At 71.8% G+C, this 19,719-nt stretch carries 20 protein-coding genes; 6 read left to right on the top strand and 14 right to left on the bottom strand.

Annotation, left to right across the window (positions count from 1 at the left end; translation table 11 throughout):
- Nucleotides 1–86 precede the first annotated feature (86 nt).
- Nucleotides 87–1,715 (top strand): chaperonin GroEL, encoded by a 1,629-nt coding sequence (gene groL, locus ABT041_RS06830; RefSeq protein ID WP_351180160.1) that lies wholly within the window; start codon nt 87–89, stop codon nt 1,713–1,715.
- 109 nt (nt 1,716–1,824) lie between these two features.
- On the opposite strand, the gene ABT041_RS06825 is transcribed toward groL, so the two are convergent.
- Together ABT041_RS06825 and ABT041_RS06820 are read right to left on the bottom strand one after the other, a co-directional pair.
- Nucleotides 1,825–3,495 carry a hypothetical protein gene (locus tag ABT041_RS06825; RefSeq protein ID WP_351180157.1) on the bottom strand — a complete coding sequence of 557 codons (1,671 nt, stop codon included), beginning with the start codon at nt 3,493–3,495 and terminating at the stop codon, nt 1,825–1,827.
- Nucleotides 3,485–5,155: a hypothetical protein gene (locus ABT041_RS06820; protein ID WP_351180154.1), complete on the bottom strand. Its 1,671-nt coding sequence runs from the start codon at nt 5,153–5,155 to the stop codon at nt 3,485–3,487. The genes ABT041_RS06825 and ABT041_RS06820 overlap by 11 nt, the downstream gene beginning before the upstream one ends.
- A gap of 152 nt (nt 5,156–5,307) precedes the next feature.
- On the opposite strand from ABT041_RS06820, the gene ABT041_RS06815 reads away from it, so the two are divergent.
- Nucleotides 5,308–5,781 carry an SRPBCC domain-containing protein gene (locus tag ABT041_RS06815; protein ID WP_351180151.1) on the top strand — a complete coding sequence of 158 codons (474 nt, stop codon included), beginning with the start codon at nt 5,308–5,310 and terminating at the stop codon, nt 5,779–5,781.
- A 19-nt stretch (nt 5,782–5,800) separates the two neighbouring features.
- Here the strand turns inward: ABT041_RS06815 and ABT041_RS06810 are convergent, their stop codons facing one another.
- A complete protein-coding gene (locus tag ABT041_RS06810; RefSeq protein ID WP_351180148.1) occupies nt 5,801–6,538 on the bottom strand; it encodes a class I SAM-dependent methyltransferase in 738 nt (245 codons plus the stop codon).
- 367 nt (nt 6,539–6,905) lie between these two features.
- On the opposite strand from ABT041_RS06810, the gene ABT041_RS06805 reads away from it, so the two are divergent.
- The gene (locus ABT041_RS06805; RefSeq protein ID WP_351180145.1) at nt 6,906–9,983 is read left to right on the top strand and encodes an FG-GAP-like repeat-containing protein; all 3,078 of its coding nucleotides are present in this window, start codon (nt 6,906–6,908) and stop codon (nt 9,981–9,983) included.
- 61 nt (nt 9,984–10,044) lie between these two features.
- On the opposite strand, the gene ABT041_RS06800 is transcribed toward ABT041_RS06805, so the two are convergent.
- Together ABT041_RS06800 and ABT041_RS06795 are read right to left on the bottom strand one after the other, a co-directional pair.
- Nucleotides 10,045–10,770 (bottom strand): transporter substrate-binding domain-containing protein, encoded by a 726-nt coding sequence (locus ABT041_RS06800; RefSeq protein WP_351180142.1) that lies wholly within the window; start codon nt 10,768–10,770, stop codon nt 10,045–10,047.
- 78 nt (nt 10,771–10,848) lie between these two features.
- Nucleotides 10,849–11,292 carry a hypothetical protein gene (locus ABT041_RS06795; RefSeq protein WP_351180139.1) on the bottom strand — a complete coding sequence of 148 codons (444 nt, stop codon included), beginning with the start codon at nt 11,290–11,292 and terminating at the stop codon, nt 10,849–10,851.
- A 101-nt stretch (nt 11,293–11,393) separates the two neighbouring features.
- Between ABT041_RS06795 and ABT041_RS06790 the strand changes: the two genes are divergently transcribed.
- Nucleotides 11,394–12,890 carry an alpha/beta hydrolase gene (locus ABT041_RS06790; RefSeq protein ID WP_351180136.1) on the top strand — a complete coding sequence of 499 codons (1,497 nt, stop codon included), beginning with the start codon at nt 11,394–11,396 and terminating at the stop codon, nt 12,888–12,890.
- 56 nt (nt 12,891–12,946) lie between these two features.
- On the opposite strand, the gene ABT041_RS06785 is transcribed toward ABT041_RS06790, so the two are convergent.
- From ABT041_RS06785 to ABT041_RS06775, 3 genes are read right to left on the bottom strand one after another with little or no spacing between them, the layout of a single operon-like run.
- Nucleotides 12,947–14,413: a PTS transporter subunit EIIC gene (locus ABT041_RS06785; protein ID WP_351180133.1), complete on the bottom strand. Its 1,467-nt coding sequence runs from the start codon at nt 14,411–14,413 to the stop codon at nt 12,947–12,949.
- Nucleotides 14,414–14,444: 31 nt separating this feature from the next.
- Nucleotides 14,445–15,365: an N-acetylmuramic acid 6-phosphate etherase gene (murQ, locus tag ABT041_RS06780; protein ID WP_351180130.1), complete on the bottom strand. Its 921-nt coding sequence runs from the start codon at nt 15,363–15,365 to the stop codon at nt 14,445–14,447.
- Nucleotides 15,366–15,417: 52 nt separating this feature from the next.
- On the bottom strand, nt 15,418–16,335 hold the full coding sequence (locus ABT041_RS06775; protein WP_351180127.1) for a MurR/RpiR family transcriptional regulator: 918 nt from the start codon (nt 16,333–16,335) through the stop codon (nt 15,418–15,420).
- Nucleotides 16,336–16,447: 112 nt separating this feature from the next.
- Here ABT041_RS06775 and ABT041_RS06770 point away from each other — a divergent pair, with 112 nt between their 5' ends.
- Together ABT041_RS06770 and ABT041_RS06765 are read left to right on the top strand one after the other, a co-directional pair.
- Nucleotides 16,448–16,804 carry a DUF8819 family protein gene (locus tag ABT041_RS06770; protein WP_351180124.1) on the top strand — a complete coding sequence of 119 codons (357 nt, stop codon included), beginning with the start codon at nt 16,448–16,450 and terminating at the stop codon, nt 16,802–16,804.
- Nucleotides 16,805–16,817: 13 nt separating this feature from the next.
- Nucleotides 16,818–17,087: a DUF4031 domain-containing protein gene (locus ABT041_RS06765; RefSeq protein WP_351180121.1), complete on the top strand. Its 270-nt coding sequence runs from the start codon at nt 16,818–16,820 to the stop codon at nt 17,085–17,087.
- Nucleotides 17,088–17,097: 10 nt separating this feature from the next.
- On the opposite strand, the gene ABT041_RS06760 is transcribed toward ABT041_RS06765, so the two are convergent.
- The 6 genes from ABT041_RS06760 to ABT041_RS06735 all read right to left on the bottom strand — a co-directional run bounded on the left by ABT041_RS06760 (nt 17,098) and on the right by ABT041_RS06735 (nt 19,699).
- On the bottom strand, nt 17,098–18,429 hold the full coding sequence (locus ABT041_RS06760) for a hemopexin repeat-containing protein (RefSeq protein ID WP_351180118.1): 1,332 nt from the start codon (nt 18,427–18,429) through the stop codon (nt 17,098–17,100).
- 78 nt (nt 18,430–18,507) lie between these two features.
- Entirely contained in the window at nt 18,508–18,741 is a 234-nt protein-coding gene (locus tag ABT041_RS06755; RefSeq protein ID WP_351180115.1) for a hypothetical protein, read from the bottom strand.
- 27 nt (nt 18,742–18,768) lie between these two features.
- Nucleotides 18,769–18,975 carry a hypothetical protein gene (locus ABT041_RS06750; protein ID WP_351180112.1) on the bottom strand — a complete coding sequence of 69 codons (207 nt, stop codon included), beginning with the start codon at nt 18,973–18,975 and terminating at the stop codon, nt 18,769–18,771.
- 45 nt (nt 18,976–19,020) lie between these two features.
- Nucleotides 19,021–19,224, bottom strand: a complete 204-nt coding sequence (locus ABT041_RS06745) for a hypothetical protein (RefSeq protein ID WP_351180109.1) — start codon at nt 19,222–19,224, stop codon at nt 19,021–19,023.
- Nucleotides 19,225–19,269: 45 nt separating this feature from the next.
- Nucleotides 19,270–19,479, bottom strand: coding sequence for a hypothetical protein (locus ABT041_RS06740; RefSeq protein ID WP_351180106.1), 210 nt, complete (start codon nt 19,477–19,479; stop codon nt 19,270–19,272).
- Between the two features lie 28 nt (nt 19,480–19,507).
- Nucleotides 19,508–19,699, bottom strand: coding sequence for a hypothetical protein (locus ABT041_RS06735; RefSeq protein ID WP_351180103.1), 192 nt, complete (start codon nt 19,697–19,699; stop codon nt 19,508–19,510).
- Nucleotides 19,700–19,719: the final 20 nt, after the last annotated feature.

Genomic DNA, 19,719 nt, shown 5'->3' with positions numbered 1-19,719 from the left:
CACACGGAACCGCGGAGGCCGTCCGTCGCGGGCGTCGGCGCGGTCCTGGAGCGTTATCCACCCCATGTCCGGGAGGACCACTTCACATGGCCAAGATCATCGCGTTCGACGAGGAGGCCCGGCGCGGTCTCGAGCGCGGCATGAACCAGCTCGCTGACGCCGTCAAGGTCACCCTCGGCCCCAAGGGTCGCAACGTCGTCCTCGAGAAGAAGTGGGGCGCCCCCACGATCACCAACGATGGTGTCTCCATCGCCAAGGAGATCGAGCTCGAGGACCCGTACGAGAAGATCGGCGCCGAGCTGGTCAAGGAAGTCGCCAAGAAGACGGACGACGTCGCCGGCGACGGTACGACCACCGCCACCGTCCTCGCCCAGGCGCTCGTCCGCGAGGGCCTCCGCAACGTCGCCGCCGGTGCCAACCCGATGGCCCTCAAGCGCGGCATCGAGAAGGCCGTCGAGGCCGTCTCCGGCGCCCTGCTCGAGCAGGCGAAGGATGTCGAGACCAAGGAGCAGATCGCTTCCACGGCCTCCATCTCCGCCGCCGACACCCAGATCGGCGAGCTCATCGCCGAGGCGATGGACAAGGTCGGCAAGGAAGGCGTCATCACCGTCGAGGAGTCCCAGACCTTCGGTCTGGAGCTGGAGCTCACCGAGGGCATGCGCTTCGACAAGGGCTACATCTCGGCGTACTTCGCCACCGACATGGAGCGCATGGAGGCGTCGCTCGACGACCCGTACCTCCTGATCGTCAACTCCAAGATCTCCTCCGTGAAGGACCTCCTTCCGCTCCTGGAGAAGGTCATGCAGTCGGGCAAGCCGCTGCTGATCATCGCCGAGGACGTCGAGGGCGAGGCCCTGTCGACGCTGGTCGTCAACAAGATCCGCGGCACCTTCAAGTCCGTCGCCGTCAAGGCCCCGGGCTTCGGCGACCGCCGCAAGGCCATGCTGAACGACATCGCCATCCTCACGGGCGGCACGGTCATCTCCGAGGAGGTCGGCCTCAAGCTCGAGAACGCGGGCCTGGACCTGCTCGGCCGCGCCCGCAAGGTCGTCATCACCAAGGACGAAACCACCATCGTCGACGGTGCCGGTGACAGCGAGCAGGTCGCGGGTCGCGTGAACCAGATCCGCGCCGAGATCGAGAACTCCGACTCGGACTACGACCGCGAGAAGCTCCAGGAGCGCCTCGCGAAGCTGGCCGGCGGCGTGGCCGTCATCAAGGCCGGTGCCGCGACCGAGGTCGAGCTCAAGGAGCGCAAGCACCGCATCGAGGACGCCGTTCGCAACGCGAAGGCGGCCGTCGAGGAGGGCATCGTCGCCGGCGGTGGCGTGGCCCTGCTCCAGGCCTCCAACGTCTTCGAGAAGCTCGAGGCCGACCTGTCGGGCGACGAGGCCACCGGTGCCAACATCGTCAAGCTCGCGCTCGAGGCCCCGCTGAAGCAGATCGCGGTCAACGCCGGTCTCGAGGGCGGCGTCGTGGCGGAGAAGGTCCGCAACCTGCCCGTCGGCCACGGCCTGAACGCCGCGACCAACGAGTACGTCGACCTCATCGCCGAGGGCATCATCGACCCGGCGAAGGTCACGCGCTCCGCGCTGCAGAACGCCGCGTCGATCGCCGCGCTGTTCCTCACCACCGAGGCCGTCATCGCCGACAAGCCGGAGAAGGCCGCCGCGCCGGCCGGCGGCGGCATGCCGGGCGGTGACATGGACTTCTGATCCCCCCGAGGATCGGCAGTTCATCGCTGAACGCGCAGCTCGCGTACGCGACCGAGGGCGGCACTCCCATCAGGGGGTGCCGCCCTCGGGCGTTTCTCCGGGGAGCCGCTCAGCGCACGTCGACGTAGTCCCCGCCGGCCGAGGCCGGGGAGTGGAAGTGCCGGGAGTCGGCGGCGTAGTGGCGGATCCGCCAGGTGCCGTCGGCGCTCGCCTTCGCCTTGAGCGAGACGGCGCCGCTCGCGCTGGACCGGCCCGAAGCCATCTGCTTCCAGGTGGTGGTGCCGCGCGCCTGGAACTGCAGGACGACGGGCGCGTTCCCGTACCCCTGCCAGGTGCCGTTCCAGAAGTGCTGGAGGCTGCCGGTGACGGTCACGTAGCCGCCCTTGGAGACCGGCTCGGGGCCGGCGTTCAGGGAGACGACGCGGGTGTCGAAGCGGACGAGCCGGAAGGAGGGCGAGGTGGCCCCGGCGAGCTCGTCGCTCGTCAGGTGACGAACCCGGAACCAGCCGCCCCGGCTGCCCGCCCTGAGCGTGATGTCCTCCCAGGAGAGGGCCGTCTCCCGGAGGGGTACGCGCTTCCAGCCGCCGTCGACGGACTGCTCCAGCTGCACGTCCTGCTGCGACATGGACGCGTCCGGCATGTACAGCGCGCGGAGGTTGACGGACACCGTGAGGGTGCCGTCGGCGGACAGCGAGGCGCTGCGGAGGTCGAGACGGGACTCCAGGGGGACGGCGAGCGGGCCCGAGAGCCGGTCGAACACCAGGAACGGGTCCCCGGAGGTGACCTCCCACTCGTACTGGCCGGAGCCGGCGAAGGCGGGGAGCTTCGCGGTGAACCGGCCGTCCGCGTCCGTGCGCACGTTCGCGACCTGCGGGCCGAAGGCCACGCGGACGGGCTGGTCGGCGAGCGGCGCGCCCGCGGCGGCCGGGTCGGTCAGACGTCCGCCGATGGTGACGGTCTCGCCGCTGAGCGCCCGCTTCCTGTCGGCGGCGGCGGTGGCCGACGCGCGGAGCGGCTTGTACGTCTCCGCGACCGAGCGCGACGCGCTCACGCTGCCGTGCACCTCGGCGCTGTCCTCGGCGAATGAGGCCGTGAAGGTGTCGCCGGGGCCGGCGACGGCGTACGGCTCGCCGGTGAAGTCGCCGGCGGCGGAGGTGGCGAGGGCCCGGGGGGCCTCGTCGGCGGCCGCGCCCTCGCGCCGGACGGTGACCGTGCGGTCCGGGAGCGGCACGATGTCCCCGGAGCCGGGCTGGACGGCGCTCAGGTTGCCCTGGGGGCGGGCGTTGCGGTCGTCCCAGGCGGGAACGCCCACGCCGAAGGAGAGGAGCTCCGGCCGCAGCCGGAAGTCGAGCCGGCCGGCGTCGGCGCGGGTGAGCGTGTTGCCGAGCGAGTCGGTGGCGGTGACGTCGATGGCGTACGTCCCGAGGGACGGGATGGTGCCGCCGTCCTCGACGAGCTTCAGCGTCGCCTCGGCGGGCAGCCGGAAGGTGCTGGCGAGCCGGGGGTCCCAGGAGTCTCCGGGGACGAGCGTCGGGACGGCGGCGACGACGGTGTCGCCCTGCCGGATCTTGGCGGAGACGGCGGTGACCTTGGCCTGCGGGGCGTCGGTCCAGGCGGTCACCTCGAAGACGCCGCGCTGGGTGTCGTCGGTGACGGCGCGGCCGATGCCGACGAGCGGGCTGCCCGCCGGGGTCTCCTCGGCGAGGGCGGGGGCGGTCGACGCGGCCAGGGCCACGGCCGCGACGGCGGCTGTCAGGGAGAGGCGGAGGTCAGCGCGCATCGATGTACTTCGCATTCGTCTCGCTGTAGAAGTAGCTGCCCGTGGTGTTGAGGTAGACCGCCCAGGAGCCGTCGCCGTAGGCGGTGGCGCGGTAGCTGAAGTTGCCGTAGCTGTTGGTGGCGATGCTCTGCGACACCCAGTACCACTGGCTGCTGCCCTTGGGCTTGTAGACCAGGGTCAGCTTGACTCCGCCGAGCGGCTTCCAGACTCCGCCGACCTTGCGCTGGACGGTGCCGGAGACGGTCATCTTGCCGTTCACCACGGGCTGTGTGGGGCTGATGGTGAAGGCGGAGAAGCGGGTGGGCGTGCGGCCCCGCTTCAGGCTCGGGCCGGTCTTGGCGACGAGCTGGTTCGTCTCCGGGTGCTGCACCCGGTAGAGCGCGGACTCGTATCCCTGGAGCCTGAACTTGTACGTGCAGTTCGTGTCGGTCCGGCCGGAGCGCAGGTTGAACCAGCTGCGTCCGCCGTCCAGGGAGGCCTGGAGCGTCACGGGCTGGGTCTCGTAGCAGGCGTAGCCGCTGCTGAGGCTGCCCGAGACGTCGAGCCTGCCGAACTCGTCGAGGGTGGCGTTGTACGGCGAGAAGGTGAACTGCTGCGGGACGACGACGTCGATCTTGTCGTAGGGCCGGGGGTCGCCCGCGAAGTACGGGGAGGGCCGCAGCGAGGCGTAGACGTAGTCGGTCGAGTACTGGATCCGCGCGGGGAGCGAGAAGGTGCCGGTCGCCGAGGAGGTGGCCGAGCCGAGCACGTTGACCGCGCTGGCCTCGTACCACCCGGGCTGGGTCCCGGTGGCGACGACGGGCGCGCCGGCGAAGGGCTTCCAGCCGTCGGCCGTGAGCCGTTCGACGAGTCCGGTGACGCGGAGGTCCGTGCCGGCGAGGACGCGGTACTTGTCGCCGTCGGCGGTGATCCGGTACCGCGTCTGCTCGATGGGCACGTCCGGCACGCTGCGGTTCGGCTCGTCCGGGTCGATGCCGGCGCTCGGGACGATGGTCGCCGTGCCGCCGGTGAGCCGGCCCTGGGGCGTGACCGTCACCGAGAAGGAGCCGTCGGCGCGGACGGTCGCGGTGCCCGTGCGGTCGACGTATCCGCTGATGCCGTAGGTCTGGAACCAGAACTGCACCCGGGTGCCCTCGGGCGCGGTGGAGCGTTCGCCGGTGGCCGGGTTCCAGCTGGTCGTGGTGCCGGAGAGGACGACCTGAGGATGCTCGTAGCTGGTGGTCGCGCGGTCGGCGGTGATCCTGCCGACGCCGACGTGCGGCTTGTGGCTGTAGGCCGCGCCCGCCCGGTACGTGGTGGTTCCGCCGGGCCGTCGGTAGTCGATCCGGACCGGGTAGTCCCCGAGGGCGGTTCCCTCGGGGAGGGTGATGGGCGCGTCGGTGGTCCAGTCCCCGTAGCGCAGGGTCAACTCCTCCGTGGAGGCGAGGACCGGGGCGTCCGGGGCGGTGGAGGCCAGCACGCTGACCTTGACCCACAGTGCGTCGCCGAGCAGCCCGACGCGGTAGCGCCCGTCGTCGAGCGTGGCGTCGGCGGTGTTGGCCACGTCCGCGTGCGCGGCCGGGGCGTGGATGACGGCGGGCGCGATGACGCCGGCCGAGAGAGCGAAGACGGCGGCCGCACGGACAAAGGCGTGCGGAAGCCTGCGCGTTGAGCGCGGCAAAGGGACCCCCCACAGGTCTGAGATCGCGGCCACGCCCTCATCCGGGCGGCCGCGTGGCAGAACTTTAGCGCTCACCTGTTGAACATGTTCATTCGCTTTACGGGGATGCCGGGGTGATCCTGGAATGGTCCCTTCGCGAGGGGAGCGGAGCCATGGTCACCCTCCTGACGACGCCGGCCGACCGCGAGCTCGTCATCACGCGCACCTTCGACGCCCCGCCGGACCGGGTCTGGGCGGCCTGGACGCGGCCGGAGCACGTACGGGAGTGGTACGGGGTGGCCGGGCTGACCACGTCCGTCGTCGAGATCGACCTGCGGACGGGCGGGGCGTGGAGGTGGGGCCAGACGGGGCCGGACGGCCAGGAGATCGTCTTCTCGGGCACCTACGAGGACGTCGTCCCGGTGGAGCGGCTCGACTACACGGAGGTGTTCGAGCAGATGCCGGGCGCCGAACCGGTCCGTGTGGCCCTCACCTTCGACGCGACTCCGGACGGGGGCACGGCCCTGACCAGCACGTCCCTGTGGCCGTCGAACGAGATCAGGGACCAGGCGCTGGCGGCGGGCATGGAGGCGGGGGTGAGGGAGCAGTACGACAGGCTGGCGTCGCACCTGGAGCGGATGGGCTGACCCACCGCTCGTACCGACGTCACCGCCGGAAGAGCCCGGTCCAGAGGAAGGACTCCCCGAACGCGGGGGACGCGGCGGACTGCGCCCTCATGCGGCGCAGCTCGATCTCTGTCAGGTCGGCGAAGACGGTGCGCAGGGAGGTGTCCGTGTAGGCGAGCCCGCCGTGCAGCTTCCCGTCCCGGTAGAAGTCGGCGTCCGGCAGCTCGGAGCCCATGCCGCCCTCGCCGGCGGCGAACGCGGTGAGCGCGAAGTGCCCGCCGGGCGCGAGGGCGCGGTCGAGGAGGGCGAGGTAGCTGACGCGGCGGTGCGGGGGCAGGTGGTGGAAGCAGCCGGAGTCGTAGACGAGGTCGTACGGGCCGTCGAGGGCGGCCGTGAAGGCGTCCCCGCGCACGAACCGGAGGCCCTCGGCGCCGGTGTCCCGGGCCCGTTCCTCCGCCCAGGCGATGGCGGTGGGCGAGAGGTCGACGGCGGTCACGTCGAATCCGGCCGCCGCGAGGTACAGGGCGTTCCGGCCGGGCCCGCAGCCGAGGTCGAGCACCTTGCCGCCGGCCGGGATCAGCCCCCGCTCGACGTACGACACGAGGTTCTCGTCGGGCTTGGCGACGAAGAACGGCACGGGCTTGTCCCGGTCGGCGTAGAACCCGTCCCACCAGTCGGCCCCGCCCTCCGTCCACCGGTCGGCACCGGGCGCGAACAGGCCGTCGAGCAGGGTGAGGACGTCGTCGATGGTGCGGATGGTGCGGGCGGTCTCGCTCATGTGGATCTCCCCTCCGAGTCCCTCAAGAATAAGGGGAGTTGGGGTAAAAGCCCAGGTCAGGTATGGTGTGCGGATCGACCGTGCGGGTGCTGGGCGGCCCCTGACGGGGTCGCGGACCCGAGGGGGAGGGGACTGTTGCGCGGCCCGGCGGAGGACGCCCCACAGGCCCGGGAAGGGGCCTTCCAGCGGTCCGCCAGGCGATCTTTCTGGCGGCTTCGATTCGCTTGAATGTACGATCCGCCTGCCGACAGGGGGGGTCCCGCCGGCCCCTCGGCCGCGCGGCCCGCTCCGCCCTGCCGTCCTGCCCGCCGAGCGTCCGCCCTCCCTCGTCGTACCCGTCTTCACACCCGTACGAGGGGACACGTACTTGTCCGTCCGAAGAGCCGTCGCGCTCGCACTGAGCGCGGCCCTGGGCATCACCGGCCTGACGGCCGCCGCACCTTCCGCCGTGGCGGCGTCCGCCTCCGACGCGCCGTACGACGTGACAATTCCCGCGCCGGTGGACCCCGCCGGAACGGACGAGATGGTCCTCGTCGCGGCCGGGACCGGTGTCCAGATGATGCGCGGGGGAGAGGTCATGTCCCCCATCTGGCAGAGCCTGACGGACGGGCGGGTCGACCACGGTCCGATCTGCGAATTGGGGCACCCGTTCTACCGCGGTGACAGGGTCGCCTGCGTCGGGTACACGGAGATCACCGTCCACGACTTCGCGAGCGGTGCCGATTACACCCGGCCCTTCGGATACGAGCATTGGTACCCCGTTCTCGCACAGGGCCGGCTGCTCGCCGCCGACACCGGGACCGACGGAACCGTCCTGCACCTCCTCGGCTACGGCCCGGACGCCCCCGAGGACCTGGACGTGCCCCTGCCGGGCGACACGATGCCCTCCGTCCTGAGCTACGACGACGCCGGCGCGCTCATTCGCTACAGCGACATCACCGCACTCGTTGACTTCGCCACGGGCACGCTCACGCCCGTGCCCGCCCTCCCGGTCGCCACGAACTCCCCCAGTGCCGTCCTCAGCGCCGACTGGATCGTCCAGTACAGCCAGACGGGCACGGACAGGGCGTTCGTCGTGTCCCGTACGGACCACGGCGACCCGGGCCGGACGGTGAAGCTGCCGAACGACGACGTCAACACCCAAGGGCGGCTCGGCGTCGTCGGCGACTGGATCGTGGGTCACTACATCCCGTCCAGCGGCGGGTACGTCCCTACCCTCGCCACGCCGATCGACGGGGGAGCCACGCGCGACCTCGGCGTCCGTGGCTGGTGGAGCAGCGCCGACACGAACGTGGGCGCCCTGTACATGATGGACGAGGGGGGTGTGCGGCGGGTCTCACCGGGCGCCGACGGAGTTCCGGTCACCTCCCAGGTCCTGGCCCTTCCCCCGACCCTCCCGTACACCGGGCTGAGCATGGCCAACGGCAGGGTGGTGACGGAGACGCAGACGGCCACCAACACCCTCCGGGGCTTCGACGTGTCCCTCTCCGGGGCGCGGACGGCCACGCCGACCTGGACCTGTGACGCGTACAAGGCCCTCGGCCCGAACTGTCCGTCGCTCATCGCGTCGGACGGCACGAGCATCGGGACGTGGTGGCGTGACACCGGTGACGGCCGCCTGCTCACCCTGGAGAACGGGAACCGCCCGGCGTCCGGCGGGCAGTCGGCGTGCTACGACTGCGCCGTGACGGCGCGGGTGACCACGCCCGGATCCTCGGGAACCACGCGCACGGTCATGCTTGCCTACCCGGGCACGCTCCAGGTGGACTCGGTGTACGACGTCTCCGGCCGGTATGTGCGCTTCCGCGGCACCACGGCCGCCGGCAGGCGCTCGATCGTCGCGGACACCGAGACGGGGAAGATCCTCCGGGACACCGCCATCTCCGGGCAGGCCCTGCAAGGTGGCCGGCTCTGGACGGCGTCCACGACGGACGACACCGTGTCCGCCGTCGACCTGCGGACGGGCGCGACCGTCGAGACGCACCACCTCGGGGCGAGTTGCGTCGCCTCCCGCCTCGAGGCCGTCGGCAAGTGGCTCTACGGGCGCTGCTCGCAGTCGTCCGCGGTCGTGTACGACCGTGAGAAGAAGGTGTCGACCAAGCTCCTGGTCGACCGCAACACCGAGCCGCACCTGGGCGACGGCTTCCTCGTCCACAGCTTCTACGGCTCCATGGGCTACGGGTTGATGGTGAGTGACGTCCGGTCCGGTGCGGAGGTGTACCAGTCCTTCGGCCCCCTCGGGAACGACTCCGTCCAGGTGCCCCTGACCTGGACGGTCGACCGCTTCGGCGGGGGCTTCGCGTACATCGACTCCTGGCGGGCCGTCCGCGTCGTCGGTCTCGGCGGCGTCACCAGCCCGCTGACCGCGCTCGACGCCGACACTCCCTCGTCCGTCAACCTCAAGTCCGCCCTCTGGAAGCCCCGCTGGTGGCTCTCCAAGCCCGCCGCCTCCTGGACGCTGACCCTCAAGCACAAGATCACCGGCAAGGTCGTCCGTACCCTCACCGGCGGCGAGGCCCGTGGCATCGTCGTGCCCTCCTGGGACGGCAAGGACGCGGCCGGGAAGCTCGTCGCCAACGGGGCCTACGCCTGGGCGCTCGCCGTGAAGCCCGCCGACGGCCAGGGTCCGGACCTCGCCCTCTCCGGGGTCGTCAACCTGTCCGGCGGTGCCGCCGTCTGGCGCGACCTCGCCGGGGACGACGGCTTCGGCGACCTGTTGGCGATGGACACGACCGGGCTCGTGTCCCTGTACCGGGGTACGGGCACGGGCGCGGTCTCCGCGCGCATCGCCGGTACGGGGACCACGTTCGCGACCACCTCCGTCCTCGTCCCGACGGGTGACCTGAACGGCGACCGCTGCCCCGACGTCTACGTCCGCGTCGGCGACCAGCTCCGCGCCTACCGGCCCGGCTGCGGCAAGGTCCTCTCCGCCTCCTCGCCGTACACGCTCGTCGGCTCGGGCTGGGGACAGTACGACGTACTGACCTCCCCCGGCGACGTCAACGGCGACGGGTACGCCGACCTGGTCGTCCGCCAGGCGTCCACCGGCGACATGTACTTCTACGGCGGCACGGCCGACCACCGGGTGAAGGCCCGCGTGCGCATCGGCACGAACTGGAAGCTGTACAAGAAGCTCGCCGGCGCCGGCGACCTCAACGGCGACGGCCGCGGCGACCTCCTCGGCGTCGACGCCTACGGCGTGCTGTGGCGCTACTACGGCACCGCGACCGGCGGCGTCACCACGCGCGTGAAGGTCGGCGGCGGCTGGGGCGTCTACTCGTCCCTCGTCGGCACCGGCGACCTCTCCGGCGACGGCCGCGCGGACCTGGTGGCCCGCGACACCGACGGAAAGCTGTGGCGCTACAGCGGCACGGGCACCGGCCTCTACGGCACCCGCGTCCTGATCGGCTCGGGCGGCTGGAACGGCTACAAGGGCCTGTACTGACCGTGGAAGACCCCGAGGGCCCGGCTGCTCGTCGCAGCCGGGCCCTCGTTCGTTCCCACCGTCACGCCGGCGGGGCCAGCAGCCCGGCGTCCTGACCCGACCGCCGCAGCGACTCCGCGACGAAACCGCTCGCCTTCAGCTCCTCGACCGTGTCGCGGAGGAAGGCCACGGTCTCGGGCCGCCGGCTCACCGTCGTCCCGACGGCCTGCCGGATCTCCATGAACCGGCCCTCGATCAACCGCAGGTCCGGATGCGCGGCGACGTACGCGGTGAGCGGCTGACGGATCCCCGCACCCACCTCCAGGCCCTCGGCCCGGAAGACGTCGACGCCCTCGTCGCCGCGCACGACGGTCGCGTGGGCGAGACTCCGCGACAGGAACAGGTCGTACGCGGAACCCTTCTTGACCCCGATCCGCACGCCCGGCGCGTCCACGTCCTCGACGGTGCTGAGCGCCGAACCACGCGGCACCGCGTACACGCCCTCGATGACGACGTACGGGGCGGTGAACGCCACCTCCGTCTCCCGCGCCGGGTCCACGGCGAGGAAACAGAGATCGGCCCGCCCCTCCGCCATCGCGTCGAAGGACTTCCGCGCCGCGTCGAAACAGAGCAGCTCCACGGGAAGCCCGAGCCGCGCCCCGATCTCCCGCGCCAGATCCACGGTCACCCCTCCCGGCGCCTCGGGAGTGCCCTGCGCGAGCACCGGATTCCCGAGGTTGACGGAGGCCCGCAGAATCCCGGCGGGCGCGAGGTCGGCGGCAATGGCGGGGCTGGGTGTGGTGGTCATGGGGGTGGAGTTTAGGCGGGGGTGGCGGGGCGGACTCTCGGCGCCGCCGACTTCGGCGCCGGGGGGCGGGGCGCGCCTTCAGGCGTCGGCCGTCGGCGGGCTTCCCGCTGTGAAGCCCTCGCCGTCCTGGAATTCGATCAGGATTCCCCCGTCCGGGAGGAAGAGCCAGCAGGTGGGGCCCTGGTCGAGGATTGTTTCGGCGTGCCGGGACGCCAGGGTGGCCGGCAGGGCGATTGTCGGGATCAGGAGGTTGTCCCAGAAGACGATGACGAGTTCGTCGGGGGCGGCGTGGGTGTGGAGCAGGGCCGCCAGGGCCTCTCCGTCGAACTCTTCGGTTCGTGCGGTGACTTCGACGCCCTGCCAGTTCAGCCGGGCGGAGCCGATCGGCTCGAAGCGGTTCAGGCTCGCCTCGGCGAACGCGCGCTGTTCCCCGTACGAGAGGAGCAGTACGTCCTCGCCCAGGAGGTCCAGGACCTCCGCGATGTACTCCGGGTGGGTCCCGTACGACTCGTGCGCGCTCATGTCGTGAGTCAAGCAGGTCCGGACGTCCGGGGGTTGGCCCTACCTCCGACCCGCCTGTCTGCCGGATGGGGGCCGGTGGGCGCGTCCGCGAGGCTGTGCGCATGACAACGAATCGTGGACGCAAGGCCCTGATGCTCGCTCTCTCCGTCGCCGCCGTCGCCGGAGTCGGGATCGTGGGGGGCGGGGTCGCGCCCGCCGCTGCCGCCGGGCTCCAGTGGCATGACTGCGACCCCGCCGTGAAGCCGCTGCCCGGGCAGCAGTGCGCCACGCTCTCCGTGCCCCTCGACTACGCCGATCCCGACGGTGAGCAGATCGGGCTCGCCGTCGCCCGGCTGCCCAGTGCCCGGCCCGAGGCGCGGCGCGGCACGCTCATGGTCATTCCCGGTGGGCCCGGCAGCTCCGGTGTGCAGCGGCTCGGGCAGAAGGGGGCCGCCCTCGCCAAGGAGATGAACGGCGCCTACGACCTCGTCGCCTTCGACCCGCGTGGTGTCGGCGGCTCCGCCAAGGCCCGGTGCGGCTTCGACGAGGACGACCGGCGCCTCGTGACCCTGCGGTCCTGGCCCGCCGCCGACGGCGGCATCGGCGAGAACGTCGCCCGCTCCCGGCGCATGGCCGAGGCCTGTGCCCGGAACGGGGGTGCGATGCTGCGCGGGCTCACCACCGCCAATCAGGTGCGTGACCTCGACCGGCTGCGGCAGGCGCTCGGCGAGCGGAAGCTGTCCGCCTGGAGCGTCTCGTACGGGACGTACGTCGCCGCCGTCTACGCCCAGAAGTTCTCCGAGCACACCGACCGTTGGGTCCTCGACAGCAGCGCCGACCCCGACCCCAGGCGCGTCGCCCGCGGCTGGCTCGCGAGCATGGCGCGCGGTGCCGAGGACCGCTTCCCCGACTTCGCCGCCTGGGCCGCCCACCCCGACCGCGACAGGGACGGGCTTCGGCTCGCCGAACGGCCGGAGGACGTGCGCGGGTTGTTCCTCGGGCTCGCTGATCGGCTCGACCGTGAGCCCAGGGCCTCCACCACCCCCGGTGTGCCCCTGACCGGCAACATCCTTCGCCAGGCCCTTCAGCAGGCCCTCTACTCCGACGCCTCCTTCCCCGCCTTCGCCCGTCTCCTCTCCCAGGCCCTCGACCCCGCGGGCGTGCCCGTGCTGCCGCCCGAGCTGGCCGGGCCGATGCCCGACGAGGCCGCGACCGTCAGCGTCGGCGTGATCTGCAACGACGTCGACTGGCCCCGTTCCGTACCGGCGTACGAGCGGGCCGTCGCCGCCGACCGCGTGCGCCACCCGCTGACCGCCGGCATGCCCGCCAACATCACGCCCTGCGCCTTCTGGAAGGGCGGCGCGGTGGAGAAGCCGACCCGGATCACCGACCAGGGCCCGTCCAACGTCCTCATGATCCAGAACCTGCGCGACCCCTCCACCCCGCACTCCGTCGGGCTCAAGATGCGCGAGGCCTTCGGCGACCGGGCGCGCCTCGTCTCCGTCGACAAGGGCGGCCACGCCGTCTACCTCGGCAACGGCAACGCCTGTGGCGACCGGGCCGTGACCCGCTTCCTCACGGAGGGCGTGCGGCCGGAGACGGATGTTCTCTGCCGGTGACCGGGAGGTGGGAGGGGCCCGGCGGAGACGATCCGCCGGGCCCCTCCCCGTACCCCTCAGACCTTCACCGGCTCCGGGGCCGGTTCGGCGGCGCCCACCCCCGTCTCCTCCGTCTCCACGTCGAACTCCGCCAGGAGTTCCTTGCTGAAGCCGAAGAAGTACGTCGCCACGAAGCCCGCCGCATACCCGACCAGCAGACCGCCCGCGTAGATCGCGATCGTCTCCCCGAGGCCCCTGTTCCCGTCGAGGAGCGGGAAGAGGGCCCAGCCGGACGGGCCGATCGCGGTCGAGCCGACCTTGTCGCCCAGCATGCTGAAGAGGCCGACGAAGCCGCCGCCGAACGCGCCGCCCACGCAGGCCGTGACGAACGGGCGGCCCAGGGGCAGCGAGACGCCGTAGATCAGGGGCTCGCCGACGCCCAGGAAGCCGGCCGGGAGGGCGGACCTGATGGTGCGGCGGATGGAGCCGTTGCGGGGGAGCTTCAGGTAGACGGCCAGGGCCGCGCCGACCTGGCCCGCGCCCGCCATCGCGAGGATGGGGAGCAGGACCGTGTACCCCTGCTGCTCGATGAGGGTCGTGTGGATCGGGATGAGGGCCTGGTGCAGGCCGAGCATCACGAGCGGCAGGAACAGGCCGCCGAGGACGAGACCCGCGCCGGCGCCCGCGTTCGCGAGGAGCCAGTCGGCGGCGTCGCCGATCGCCCGGGACACCTCGCCCGCCACGTACATCAGCCCGAAGATCGTGACGAGGCCCGAGATCAGTACCGTCAGCGTCGGGGTGACCAGGACGTCCAGGGACTCCGGGACCCAGCGGCGGCACCACTTCTCCACGTACACGGCGAGGACCGCGGCGCCCAGCGCGCCGAGCACACCGCCCTGGCCCGGAGAGAGCGTCTGGCCGAAGGCGTCGATCTTGGCGACGCCGGGGAAGACGATGATCGCGGCGACCGCGCCGCCGAGGATCGCCGTGCCGCCGAACTCCTTGGCCGTGTTGTAGCCGACGAAGACCGCGATGAGGGCCATGAAGCCGCTCGCCATCGCCGCGAGCGCGGGGGTGACGCCGGGCAGCCATCCGAGGTTGATCAGGAGGCCGTTGAGGCCGGCGATGATGCCGCAGCCGATGAGGGCGGGGATCAGCGGGACGAAGATGTTCGCGATCCGGCGGAGGAAGAGCTTGAACGGGGTCGCGTTCTTCGCCTTCCGCGCCTCCTTGAGGGCCGCGCCCCGGTCCGCGAGTTCCTCCGCGGTGTGGGGCGGTGCGGGGGCTTCGGCCACCAGGGCCTCGAACTCCGGGGTCACGCGGGCGACGGTGCCGGGGCCGAGGACGATCTGGTATGTGTCGTCCTCCACGACCCCCATCACGGACGGCAGGGCCTTGAGGGCCTCGTCCCGGACGAGCGAGCGGTCCCGCAGGCCGAGCCGGAGGCGGGTCATGCAGTGGGCCACGGAGCTGATGTTCCCGGCGCCGCCGACGAGGGGGAGGATCGCGGCGGCGATGGCGCGGTTCTTGTCGTCTGTGCTCATGGGGCGGTGGTGCCTTGCTGTGAGGGGGTCTTTACGCGTGCAGGGCCGTACGCAGGTGACCCTGGGACGCGGTCAGCCGCTGCTCGGCGGTCTTGGCATCGATGTCGGCGAGGATCATCAGGATCGCGGTCTTCACCTCGCCGCCGGCGGCGGCGAGGGCCGTCTCGATCTGCTCGTCCGGGGCGCCGGTGGCCAGGGCGACGATCCGCCGTGAGCGGGCCTGGAGCTTGTCGTTGGAGGCGCGGACGTCGACCATCAGGTTTCCGTAGGTCTTGCCGAGGCGGATCATCGTGATGGTCGAGATCATGTTGAGGACGAGCTTCTGGGCGGTGCCGGCCTTGAGGCGGGTGGAGCCGGTGAGGAGCTCGGGGCCGGGGACGACCTCGATGCCGTGCTCGGCGGCGGCGGCGAGCGCGCTGTCCTCGTTGCAGGAGAGGCCGATGGTGAGCGCGCCGAGGGAGCGGGCGTGCTCGACGGCGCCGACGGCGTACGGGGTGCGGCCGGAGGCGGAGATGCCGACGACGGTGTCGTCGGCGGTGAGCCCGAGGGCGTCCAGGTCGGCGGCGGCGAGTTCGCGCGAGTCCTCGGCGCCCTCGACGGCCTGGACCATGGCGGTAGGGCCGCCCGCGATGAGGCCGACGACCTGCGAGGGGTCGGTGTTGAAGGTGGGCGGGCACTCGCTGGCGTCGAGGACGCCGAGCCGGCCCGCGGTGCCCGCGCCCATGTAGATGAGGCGCCCCCCGCGGGCCATCCGCTCGGCGGTGGCGTCGATCGCGGCGGCGATCGCCGGGAGCTGCCGGCCGACGGCGTCGGGAACGGTCCGGTCCTCGCCGTTCATGGTGCGGGCGATGTCCAGGGTGGGCAGCCGGTCGATCTCGGCGAGCTCGGGCCGGAAGGCCTCGGTGGTGAGGGTGGCCAGCTGGGCGCGGAGTTCGGAGTACGAGGTGGGCACGGGGGCTCTTTCGGTACGGCGGCGTCGTCGGCGCCGGTGCGGCGGGTGGTGGTCAGCGGGTCCGGGGGGAGTGGCGGTGGGCGAGGGCTTCGTACGAGGCGGCGAGGGCAGGGGCCGCCGTCTCGTACGTACGCTGCGTGACGCAGGTGAACAGGCAGTCCACGACCAGGAGTTGGCTGGTGCGGGACGACATCGCCGCGGGGCGCAGTTCGCTCTCGCGGGCGGTGGAGGTGGTCAGTACGTGGTCGGCGTACTGGGTGACGGGGCCGTCCGGGCGGCCGGTGATGGCGACCGTGGTCGCCCCGTGGTCGAAGGCCACCCGGAGCGGTTCTATGACGTCGCCGGTGGAGCCGGAGTGGGTGATGGCGATGGCGACGTCGCCGGAGCGGAGCTGTACGGCGTTGGTGACGGCGAGGTGCGGGTCGCTGTGGGCGTGCGCGATCAGGCCGATCCGGAGCAGCTTCTGGCCGAGGTCCTGGGCGACGAGGCCGGAGGCGCCGACGCCGTAGATGTCGATGCGGCGGGCGACGGAGAGGGCGGCGACGGCGGCGCCGAGCTGGACGGTGTCGAGGCCTGCGGCGGTGTCGGCGAGGGTCTGCTGTTCGTCGTAGGCCAGCTTGGCGACGACGTCGGCGATCGGGTCGTCGACGGCGATGTCGGCGGTGACGGCCGGGGCGCGGCCGGACTGCTGCTGGGCGGCGAGGCCGGCGAGGGCGAGGCGCAGATCGCGGTAGCCGGGGTAGCCGAGCAGCCGGGCGGTGCGGACGACGGTCGCCTCGCTGGTGCCGGTGAGCTCGGCGAGGCCGGTGACCGTGAGCGCGGCGCAGCCGGCCGGGTCTCCGGCGACGGCCTCGGCGACCCGCTGCATGGAGCGGGTCATGGACGGTGCGAGGGTGCGCACCTTGGCGGCGAGGGCGGCGGGGGCGGGGGGCGCGTCGCTGGTGAAACTTTCCTTCACGTCATTGGTCACACGTGAAAGATACTTTCGGCGGGGGCGGGGGGACAAGACCCCGTGGGGCCTCGTCGTTCCCGGATCCGGAGGGGACCTTCGTCCTTTCCCCCGCACGGGTGACAATGAGTCCATGGACGACATCGACCCCGTGGAGCAGGCGCTGCACGCCGCCCGCGCGCTGGTTCTGGCCGACCTGGTGGCCCGGCAGGTGGCCGCCGCAGAGGTCGTCTCGATGGTGGAGGACGCGGTGACCCACCGGCGCTGGTGGGTCGAGCAGTGGCCCGAGGGGGTGTCGTACGTCGCCGGGCTCGTCGCCCAGGACGTGCAGGACGCCCTCCTCGAACGGTACGGACGCTGGCCGCTCTGCCCGGTCTGCGCCTCGGGCGACCCGCACGCCCTCGACGTCGAGCCGGAGCTCGGCCCCGACCCGCACTGGGTCTGCGGCAAGCAGGGCGTGGTGGTGGCCCCGGTGGGCGGCCTGACGTGACGGGAGCGCCGGCGTGAGCCTCTACATCGACCCGCCGACCTGGCCGGGCCATGGCCGCATGTGGTCGCACCTGGTCAGCGACGTCTCCTTCGAGGAGCTGCACGCCTTCGCCGCGTCGATAGGCGCCCCGCCGCGCGCCTTCGAGCGGGACCACTACGACATCCCGTCCGACCGGTACGCGGACGCGGTCGCGGCGGGCGCGATCGAGGTCGGCTCGAAGGAACTCCTCCGCCACCTGACGAAGGCGGGCCTGAGACGGCCGAAGGGGAGGCCGGTTTCCTGACCCGTCGGCCTCATGGGACGACGGTGACGCCGATCTGCATGTGGATGTGGTTCTGGTGCTGGTCGCGGAGCTCGGCGTTCTCGGAGCCCTCGGGGGCGTCCGGGGCGTAGTCCGGGTAGATCACGAAGCCGGTGCCGCCGAGATCCGGCATGGGCCACTTGTTGGCAGGGCCGATCGCCGTCGCCTCGCACTCGAAGGTGGCGAATCGGAAGGCGGTCGTGAAGAGCCCGTACCCGAGGGGGTCCGTGGTGGGGTCGATGCGGACCTTGACGCCGGGCGGGCGCGGGAGGTTGCCCCAGTCCTTCTTCACCGAGCGGGTGAACGCGGTTCCGTTCAACTCCCCCGTGACTCCGGACAGATCGAGCGCGCGGCCTCGGTTGTGGCAGTCGTTCGGGTTCGGCCCGCCGTGCCCGATGCCCAGGTGGAGAAGCTCGGCGATGTCCGGCGCCGAGGAGTTGATCCAGCGGGTGAGGCGGTACAGCGCGATCAGCATGCGCTGGTCGAGGTTGTCGATGACCGTGGCCGTCGGAGCGATCTGGTTCGTGTAGCGGATGCCGCCGAACGACGGCGGGCTCACCACGACCCGCTGGGCCGGCGTCGGCGACACGATCCCGGCCGGACCGTCCACGAACGTCGGGCTTTTCAGGGTGAGCGTGCCGCGTCGGATCAGGTCGGCCATCAGCCGGTTCGCCTGGGTGAGGGTGAGTAGTCGGGCAGGGGCGACGGCCCCGGAGGGGGTGGGCGCGAGCTGGAAGGTGCCGTCGAGGGGGCCGCTCGCATCCACCGCGTCCGCGTCCACGTCGAAGCGCCTGTACTGCCCGCCGCGGAAGAAGTACGCATACCGGCCGCCCGGGTAGGCGACGGCATCGAGGTTCACCGGGAAGACCCCGGACCAGCGGTCCGCGATCTTGACGGGGTAGCCGGGGTCGACCCGGTCGGCGGTGATGTCGTACCGCACGTACGAGTCACCCTTGAAGAGGTACAGCTTGCCGTTCCCCCAGTTCACGGCGGCGTCGATGCCGGTACGCCAGTCGGGGCCGCCGCCCGAGCCGGTGGGCAGCCCGGCCCAGGCGGGGCCGACGGGGAGCGGATAACCGGGATCGACCCGGTCGGTGGGGTCGTCGTACCGCAGATAGTCGCCGCCCGTGAAGGCGAACGCCTTGCCCGCTCCCCACCAGACGAAGGCGTCGGGCGAGCGGGGGAGCCCCTCCCACCGGTCGATGCCGAGTCCCGAGTCCTCGCGGATGCCGGTCACGGAGTCGTACCGGTCGTATCTGTCATTGTCGTAGAAGAGGTACGTCTTGTCGTTCGACCAGGAGATGGCCGTCCGCAGATTCGCCATGGTCCCGGTTCCTTCCCTCGCGGGGGCGGGCTGCCGCGTGGGCCGCCCGCCCCCTTTCCTATTCTCTTTCCTCACGGTTCAGAGGACGCCCGTCCAGCGGCAGCCCGTCACGGGCGCGCACTGCCAGCCGCGCCCGTACCCGTGCACCAGCTGGGCGGGGTCGCCGGGCACGGAGCCGTACCCGCCGCCCAGCTGCCTGTGCACCAGGAAGGACGGTTCGCCCGGAGGATGGGCCACGACCTTGATGCGGAACGGCAGGTAGTGCTCACGCCGGTCCACCGCCGGTCTCTGTATCGGCAGATCGAGTCGCATGGCGCTTCCTCCGCTGAGGTAGGTGACTCAGAACGGGAACAGGTCGTCCAGGGACTGGCCCAGGATGCCCAGGAGCCCGTTGGCCGTGGCGCCGCCGTGGGTGGCGTCGTATCCCTCGGGCCTGCGTCCGCGTTCGACGGGTGCGGACTGCTGGGGGAGTTGCAGTCGGAGCTGCCCGGGTGCGGACCGGCGGGGGGTGTCGCCGGCGCTCCTCTCAAAGGTCTCGTCGAACATCAGGGTCTCCTTTCAGTAGCCTGCCGTTCCTCGGGCCCTCTGCCGTCAGAACGGGAGGATGTTCTCGATCAGGCCGCCGAGCGTGTTGAAGATGCCGTTGGCCGTGGCGCCGCCGTGGGTGGCGTCGTATCCCTCGGGCCTGCGTCCGCGCTCGACGGGTGCGGACTGCTGGGGGAGCTGGAGCCGGAGCTGTCCCGGCGCGGACCGGCGGGGGGTGCCGGTGTCGTTCTCGTGGGTCTCGTCGAACATCAGGGTGTCCTTTCCACTGCCCGGCTTTCCTTCGGAGCCGGATGCTCAGAACGGGAGGAGGGGATCGGGGAGGATGCCGATCGGCCAGTTCAGGTTCCCGCCGAGCCAGCTGGCGGCGGCGCCGTTGGCGTCGTACCCCTGGGGCCTGCGTCCGCGTTCGACGGGTGCGGACTGGTGGGGGAGCTGGAGCCGGAGCTGTCCTGGGGCGGATTGGCGGGGGGTGCCGGTGTCGTTCTCGTGGGTTTCGTCGAACATCAGGCTGTCCTTTCCACGGAGTTTCCGGTCAGGTGCTCGCGCCGTACTGCGCGTAGCACATCTGCCTGGCCGGACCGGTCATGGTGGCGCAGGAGGACAGAGCGGCCCCGACGCCGGTACGGGTGTCCCGGGCACCGTCCTGCTGGTCGTCGCGGCGGACCGGACGGGCCAGGAGCGGCATGGCTCCCGGGCGGACGTGTCGTGTGTTCCGGGTGTCCATGGCGAGGTCTCCTCTCAGGG

Source organism: Streptomyces sp. NPDC002825, assembly GCF_040295385.1.
Classification (GTDB): domain Bacteria; phylum Actinomycetota; class Actinomycetes; order Streptomycetales; family Streptomycetaceae; genus Streptomyces.
This window is presented reverse-complemented; position numbering and strand designations above follow the sequence as displayed.

Excerpts from the sequence above, each read along its gene's own strand:
- ABT041_RS06770 (WP_351180124.1), top strand. The coding sequence starts at position 16,448 with ATGGACGACATCGACCCCGTGGAGCAGGCGCTGCACGCCGCCCGCGCG.
- ABT041_RS06800 (WP_351180142.1), bottom strand. The coding sequence starts at position 10,770 with ATGACCACCACACCCAGCCCCGCCATTGCCGCCGACCTCGCGCCCGCC.
- ABT041_RS06810 (WP_351180148.1), bottom strand. The coding sequence starts at position 6,538 with ATGAGCGAGACCGCCCGCACCATCCGCACCATCGACGACGTCCTCACC.
- ABT041_RS06755 (WP_351180115.1), bottom strand. The coding sequence starts at position 18,741 with ATGCGACTCGATCTGCCGATACAGAGACCGGCGGTGGACCGGCGTGAG.
- ABT041_RS06750 (WP_351180112.1), bottom strand. The coding sequence starts at position 18,975 with ATGTTCGACGAGACCTTTGAGAGGAGCGCCGGCGACACCCCCCGCCGG.
- ABT041_RS06740 (WP_351180106.1), bottom strand. The coding sequence starts at position 19,479 with ATGTTCGACGAAACCCACGAGAACGACACCGGCACCCCCCGCCAATCC.
- ABT041_RS06735 (WP_351180103.1), bottom strand. The coding sequence starts at position 19,699 with ATGGACACCCGGAACACACGACACGTCCGCCCGGGAGCCATGCCGCTC.
- ABT041_RS06785 (WP_351180133.1), bottom strand. The coding sequence starts at position 14,413 with ATGAGCACAGACGACAAGAACCGCGCCATCGCCGCCGCGATCCTCCCC.
- groL (WP_351180160.1), top strand. The coding sequence starts at position 87 with ATGGCCAAGATCATCGCGTTCGACGAGGAGGCCCGGCGCGGTCTCGAG.
- ABT041_RS06795 (WP_351180139.1), bottom strand. The coding sequence starts at position 11,292 with ATGAGCGCGCACGAGTCGTACGGGACCCACCCGGAGTACATCGCGGAG.
- ABT041_RS06745 (WP_351180109.1), bottom strand. The coding sequence starts at position 19,224 with ATGTTCGACGAGACCCACGAGAACGACACCGGCACCCCCCGCCGGTCC.
- ABT041_RS06790 (WP_351180136.1), top strand. The coding sequence starts at position 11,394 with ATGACAACGAATCGTGGACGCAAGGCCCTGATGCTCGCTCTCTCCGTC.
- ABT041_RS06760 (WP_351180118.1), bottom strand. The coding sequence starts at position 18,429 with ATGGCGAATCTGCGGACGGCCATCTCCTGGTCGAACGACAAGACGTAC.
- ABT041_RS06815 (WP_351180151.1), top strand. The coding sequence starts at position 5,308 with ATGGTCACCCTCCTGACGACGCCGGCCGACCGCGAGCTCGTCATCACG.
- ABT041_RS06825 (WP_351180157.1), bottom strand. The coding sequence starts at position 3,495 with ATGCGCGCTGACCTCCGCCTCTCCCTGACAGCCGCCGTCGCGGCCGTG.